The sequence below is a fragment of the Nonomuraea basaltis genome, from assembly GCF_005893125.1.
Classification (GTDB): Bacteria; Actinomycetota; Actinomycetes; order Streptosporangiales; family Streptosporangiaceae; genus Nonomuraea; species Nonomuraea basaltis.
In genome coordinates this window covers 1-5,663 of sequence record NZ_VCJS01000418.1, presented here as the reverse complement: position 1 = coordinate 5,663, position 5,663 = coordinate 1, and the positions used below count along the sequence as shown (strand labels likewise).

Annotated in this window: 6 protein-coding genes; 4 read left to right on the top strand and 2 right to left on the bottom strand. The window is 72.2% G+C overall.

Features of this window, described 5'->3' with window-relative positions; translation table 11 throughout:
• A partial coding sequence (locus EJK15_RS67285; protein ID WP_138720594.1) for an LLM class flavin-dependent oxidoreductase occupies positions 1-1,022 on the bottom strand: 1,022 nt, incomplete at its 3' end.
• Positions 1,023-1,143: 121 nt separating this feature from the next.
• Between EJK15_RS67285 and EJK15_RS67280 the strand changes: the two genes are divergently transcribed.
• Positions 1,144-1,602: a MarR family winged helix-turn-helix transcriptional regulator gene (locus EJK15_RS67280; protein ID WP_138720595.1), complete on the top strand. Its 459-nt coding sequence runs from the start codon at positions 1,144-1,146 to the stop codon at positions 1,600-1,602.
• A gap of 39 nt (positions 1,603-1,641) precedes the next feature.
• Here EJK15_RS67280 and EJK15_RS67275 read toward each other — a convergent pair whose 3' ends face one another.
• Positions 1,642-2,514: an alpha/beta fold hydrolase gene (locus tag EJK15_RS67275; protein ID WP_206062272.1), complete on the bottom strand. Its 873-nt coding sequence runs from the start codon at positions 2,512-2,514 to the stop codon at positions 1,642-1,644.
• 502 nt (positions 2,515-3,016) lie between these two features.
• Here EJK15_RS67275 and EJK15_RS67265 point away from each other — a divergent pair.
• The 3 genes from EJK15_RS67265 to uppS all read left to right on the top strand — a co-directional run bounded on the left by EJK15_RS67265 (position 3,017) and on the right by uppS (position 5,502).
• A complete protein-coding gene (locus tag EJK15_RS67265; RefSeq protein ID WP_138720592.1) occupies positions 3,017-3,994 on the top strand; it encodes a small ribosomal subunit Rsm22 family protein in 978 nt (325 codons plus the stop codon).
• A gap of 82 nt (positions 3,995-4,076) precedes the next feature.
• Entirely contained in the window at positions 4,077-4,688 is a 612-nt protein-coding gene (locus tag EJK15_RS67260; RefSeq protein WP_138720591.1) for a LysE family translocator, read from the top strand.
• A 43-nt stretch (positions 4,689-4,731) separates the two neighbouring features.
• Positions 4,732-5,502 (top strand): polyprenyl diphosphate synthase, encoded by a 771-nt coding sequence (gene uppS / locus EJK15_RS67255; protein WP_138720590.1) that lies wholly within the window; start codon positions 4,732-4,734, stop codon positions 5,500-5,502.
• Positions 5,503-5,663: the final 161 nt, after the last annotated feature.

Below are 5,663 nucleotides of genomic sequence, written 5' to 3'. Positions count from 1 at the left end.
GCGGTGGGGCGGGTGCTCTCGTCCCACACGCGGACGTCGCTGAGCCGCACGCCGTCGTCCGGGGTGGGGGTGACGCCCAGCGCGACGGCGGGCCCGGTCGCGTGCTGGGTGGCCGGTTGCGAGGCGATTTCCACGGCGGTCTCCTCGGTGGCTTCCGTACCGGCTTCTGGTGCACGGCGTCCGGCGGCGACGAGCTCGCGTACGGCCGGAGCCGTCTCCGCGGCGAAGTGCTGGATCTGGCGCGGGTCGTTGGTCATGAGGGTGAAGACGCTGATGCCGTGTTCGAGCGCGAGCTCGGCGAGCTGCGCGGGCGGCAGCTCCTCGCCGAGGTTGAGCAGCCGGCGGATGTCGCGCGGCGAGCGGCCGGCCTCGGCGGCGGCCTCGTCGATGACGGCGTTGCCCTCGGCGATCGCGACGGTGGTCCGGAGATGCGGGAGGGAGGGCAGCCAGCCGTCGGCCAGCCGGCCGGTGAGGCGGAGCATGCGCGGCTTGTACGCACCGAGCCAGATGCCGATGTCGTGGGCGGGCCGCGGCCCGCGCGGCGCGCCGTCGACCCGGTGGTGCACGCCAGGGTGCTGGACGCCGCCCGGCGCGTCGGTGTCCCAGGCGGCGCGGATGATCTGGATGCCTTCCTCGAGCGCGTCCACGGCCTGCCCGGGGGTCAGGCGCGGCGCGCCCATGGAGGCGATGGCGTCCCAGTACCCGCCCGTGCCGAGGGCCAGTTCGAAACGGCCGCCGCTGAGGATGTCCAGGCTGGCGGCGGCCTGGGCGAGCATGGCGGGCGGCCGCAGCGGCAGCGGGTGTACGTTGCCCGCCAGCCGGATCGTCCCGGTGGTGGCGGCGACGTAGCTCAGCAGCGTCCAGGTGTCGAGTAAGGCCGGCTGGTAGGGGTGGTCCTGGAAGGTGACGAGGTCGAGCCCGGCCTGCTCGGCGAGCTGGACGAGGGCTACGACGGTGTCGGCGTGCTGCGCTGACGGCACGATGTTCGCGCTGAAGAGCAGGTCGTGGCCGTAGTCAGGCATGTGGGGCTCCTTGGGCCGCGCCGTGCGCGCCCAGCATTAGTTGGTTCTACGAACAGTCGGCTATGCGAAGCAAAGTAGTTCGTATCGCCAACTGTTGTCAATTAGACTCGGTCGCGTGGTCATGACGAAGGAGCCGGTCCTGCGGTTCACCGAGGCGCTCGTCCGCCTGGCGCATCTGGTGCAGCAGGTGTTCGTCGATGTCAGCAAGGAGTACGAGCTGACGCCGCAGCAGGCTCAGCTGCTCTGCCTGCTCATCGGCGGGCCCGTCGGGATGACGGAGCTGACCCGTTCGCTGCACCTGGAGAAGTCGAGCCTGACGGGGCTGGTGGACCGGGCCGAGAAACGCGGCCTGGTGGCCCGCACCCGCGACTCGCACGACCGGCGGACCTGCCGGATCGCGCTGACCCCTGAAGGGGAGCGGATCGGGGCGCTGGCGCACGACGGGATGACCGAGCGGCTGGAGGCGCTGGCGAGGGAACTCCCGCAGCAGCACAGAGACCTGCTGGCGTCGGTGATCGGCGAGATCCTGACCGAGCACACCGCGCAGACCGGCCGCGCCTGGCTGCCCTCAGGAAGCTGACCGGGCTCGGGCGCGAGCCGTGCGGGTCCGACGCCGGGCTCAGGTGCGTGCGGGGGCGAAGACCTCCGACAGGAACGTCGTGAGCGCCGCCGTCACCTCCGCCGGCCGCTCCAGCGGCGGGAGATGGCCGGTCTCGGGCAGGTCGATGCGGCGGGCGGCCGGGATGCCCGCGGCCAGCAGGCCGGACACCTCCTGGATGCCGCGTACGTCCGACAGGCCGCTGATCACCAGTGTGGGCGCGTTGATCTCGGGCAGCCGGCCGGCGGCGGGCGGGGCGAGGTGGCGTTCGGTGGACCTGGGGCCGGTCCACGAGCGCTCGAAGACCAGCCGGCACATCTCCACCGCCGTCTCCCACACCTCGTCGGACAGCGCGCACCGGCCACGGCCGGGCCCGGCGACCTGCCACAGCGTGTGCGCCTCCGCCATCGCGTGCACGTGGGCGGGGTCCACCCGGTCGGCGGTGCCGGCGCCGTAGCGGGCCAGGCGGTCGGCGGGCACCGAGCTGTGGACGCGTTCGCGGGCCTGCTCCAGCATGTCCGCCGGCCACTGGTGACCGGCCAGGCCCGAGCCGATCAGGGCGAGCCCGGCGACGCGGCAGGGCGCGGCGAGGGCGGCCTCCACGGCGTACGCGCCGCCCATCGAGGAACCCACCAGCGCCGCCCGCTCGACCTCCAGGGCGTCCATGACGGCGAGCAGGTCCTCGTGGTGGCACACCTCGCCCTCGGCGTCGCCGGACCGGCCGGACCCGCGCCGGTCGTAGCGGATCACGCGGTAGCGCTCCGCCAGGACCGGGAACTGGTGCTCCCACATGCGCAGGTCGGCCACGCTCGCGTGCAGCAGCACGACCGTGCCCGCGGGTGCCTGCGGCCCGGCCTCCTCGTACGCGATCTCGACGCCATCGACGATCATCATGGCCACGACGCTACTACGGGGCGGGGCCGGGCGGCGGGGTAAAGGCGGTGCTCACAGCCATCGCATGGTTGATAATGTTCCCGGTTGAAATAGCACGATAGATGGGGGTTCGTATGCGCCTCGGCAAGGTCACCAGTGCCGCTTCGAGGCGAGGGCCCTTCACGCTCTAGCCGGTCGCCGTCGGGTTCGTGCCGGCGGGCGATGCTCCTCGCCTGAAGCGGTCGCTCGCGTCAACGACCGTTTCCTTCCCTGTCCGAGGAGCTTTTTTTTGCGTGCCCCCATGCCCGCGCGCCCAGGCGCGGACTTCTCCAAACCATGGACCGCCTCCGCGGTGTCCGACATCGGCGACGGCATCACCCATGGCGGCCGATCCGCCGCTGGTGGCCTCGCTCACCTCAGGCCCGGCGCCGGCCGCCATCACCGCGCCCGCCTGGCGCACGCTCGCCCAGGCCCGAGCCCTCTGAACGCCACCACCCCCTCCTCATGAAAGCGAAAGTGATCAATGTTGCCCGATGAGCTCAGAGCCGCCCTGGACAAGGCTCTGGCCCGATACTCCCCGCAAGATCTGTCCCGGTCGGCCGCGCAGCTCACCGAGCGTTACCGCACCGGCCCGTCCGCCGAGGGCGCTCACCTGCGGTCCCCGGCCGACATCGCCGCCTACGCCGCGTACCGCATGCCCGCCACCTACGCCGCCGCCGCCACGGCCATGCGCCAGGCGGCGGCGCTGGCGCCGGGCTTCGAGCCGGTGACCCACCTCGACGCCGGTGGCGGCACCGGGGCGGCGATCTGGGCGGCCGGCCGGACCTGGCCGTCCCTCCGGCAGGTCACCGTCATCGAACACGACCTGCAGATCATCGACCTGGGCCGGCGCCTGGCCCGTACGTCGGAGGCCGCCGCGCTGCGCGGCACGACCTGGCGGCACGCCTCCATCCGCCCCGATCTCGACCGGCCCCAGGCCGACCTGGTGACCATGTCGTACGCGCTGGGCGAGCTTCCCGGGAAAGACTGGCCCCACGTCGTACGCTGGCTCGCCGCCGGCGCCGCCATGGTGATCATCATCGAGCCCGGCACCCCGGCCGGCTACGCCACCGTCTCCGCCGCCCGGGAGGTCCTGGCCGGGCACGGCATGAACATCGTCGCCCCCTGCCCCCACGACGGCCGCTGCCCGATCCAGCCCGGCCGCGACTGGTGCCACTTCTCCGTCCGGCTGCCCAGAAGCTCCCTGCACCGCCAGATCAAGGCCGGCACGCTGAGCTTCGAGGACGAGAAGTTCTCCTACGTCGCCGCCACGGCCGGCCGGTGGCCGCGGGCCGGCGCCCGGGTGCTGCGCCATCCGCAGAAGCGCAAGGGCGTGGTGTCCCTGCGCCTGTGCACCGAGGCGGACGGGGTCCGCGACGTGATCGTCTCCAAGCGGCAGGGCGACCTCTACCGGCGGGCCAGGGACGTCGGCTGGGGCGACGCCTGGCCACGCACAGACTAAAACAAATCTGCATTGACATAGAAGGCGGGGGAGTGGTTGGGTGCAGGGATCACCACCCCATCTCCAGGAGGGCAGCCGCCCCGTGAGCATCGAGTTCCTGCTGACCTCGCTCGTCATCGTGGTCACCCCGGGCACGGGCGTGCTGTACACGCTGGCCGCCGGCCTGTCGCGCGGCGGCCGGGCGAGCGTCGTGGCCGCGTCCGGCTGCACGCTCGGCATCGTGCCGCACATGGCGGCGGCCGTCACCGGCCTGGCGGCGCTGCTGCACACCAGCGCCGTCGCCTTCCAGATCCTGAAGTACGCGGGCGTGGCGTACCTGCTGTACATGGCCTGGTCCACGCTGCGGGAGCGGGGCGCGCTGAGCGTGGAGCAGGAGGCCGCCCCGCGCCCGGCGGCAAAGGTGATCGCCGACGGCGTGCTGATCAACATTCTCAACCCGAAGCTGTCGATCTTCTTCTTCGCGTTCCTGCCGCAGTTCGTGAGCAGCGAGGAGCCCGCCGCGCTGGCGCGCATGCTGGAGCTGAGCGCCGTGTTCATGCTGCTGACGTTCGTGGTCTTCGCCGGGTACGGCCTGTTCGCCGCCGCGGTCAGGAACCACGTGATCGCCCGGCCCAGGGTGCTGACCTGGATGCGGCGCGGGTTCGGCGCCGCGTTCGCCGCGCTCGGCGTCAAGCTCGCCCTGACCCAGCAATAAGTGCCTCCTGGCTCGCTGGGCGCGCCATCCTTGGAGGGTGCGCATGACAGATCTCCTCCACGCCCTGTACGCCCGCCGCCTGCGCCGCCAGGTCATGGCCGGCCCGCTGCCCCGCCACGTCGGCCTGATCATGGACGGCAACCGGCGCTGGGCCAGGCAGATGGGCCTGGCCAACCCGAGCATCGGCCACCAGTACGGCGCCGAGCACATCGAGCACGTCCTGTCGTGGTGCGAGGGCCTCGGCATCAAACACCTGACCGTGTTCCTCTGCTCGACGGAGAACCTGCAGCGCCGCGGCGACGAGGAGGTCGCGTTCCTGCTGCGGGTGATCGAGCGGATGGTCGCCGACCGGCTCGACCGGCCGGACGCCCGCTGGCGCATCCACGTCGCCGGAATGCTCGACATGCTGCCCGACACCACCGCCAGCGCACTCAAGAACGCCGTCGAGGCGACCCGCGAGTGCGCCACCGGGTTCCACCTCACGCTGGCCATCGGGTACGGCGGCCGCCAGGAGGTCATCGACGCCCTGCGTGAGCTGCTGTACGAGCGGGCCGAGGCCGGGCAGTCCATGGTGGACCTGGCCGCGACACTGACCGTGGACGACGTCGCCAAACACCTCTACACGGCCGGGCAGCCGGACCCCGACCTGGTCATCCGCACCAGCGGCGAGCAGCGCATGTCGAACTTCCTGCTCTGGCAGTCGGCCTACTCCGAGCTGTACTTCTGCGAGGCGTTCTGGCCCGCGTTCCGCGAGATCGACTTCCTGCGCGCCCTGCGCAGCTTCGCCGCCCGGCAGCGCCGCTTCGGCGGCTGACCAGCCATGTCTCCCTGTCACGGCTGGTAAATCCGTTGCCGGGACGCGGCGCCGGGTGCTGGGATGGCCGGATGGATCGTGACGAGGTGCTGCGCGAGTTCGACCGGCAGATGCGGCGGGAGGCCCGCCCCGACGGGCCCGGGGTCAGGGTGGAGCGGGTG

Excerpts from the sequence above, each read along its gene's own strand:
- EJK15_RS67265 (WP_138720592.1), top strand. The coding sequence starts at position 3,017 with ATGTTGCCCGATGAGCTCAGAGCCGCCCTGGACAAGGCTCTGGCCCGA.
- EJK15_RS67275 (WP_206062272.1), bottom strand. The coding sequence starts at position 2,514 with ATGATGATCGTCGATGGCGTCGAGATCGCGTACGAGGAGGCCGGGCCG.
- uppS (WP_138720590.1), top strand. The coding sequence starts at position 4,732 with ATGACAGATCTCCTCCACGCCCTGTACGCCCGCCGCCTGCGCCGCCAG.
- EJK15_RS67280 (WP_138720595.1), top strand. The coding sequence starts at position 1,144 with ATGACGAAGGAGCCGGTCCTGCGGTTCACCGAGGCGCTCGTCCGCCTG.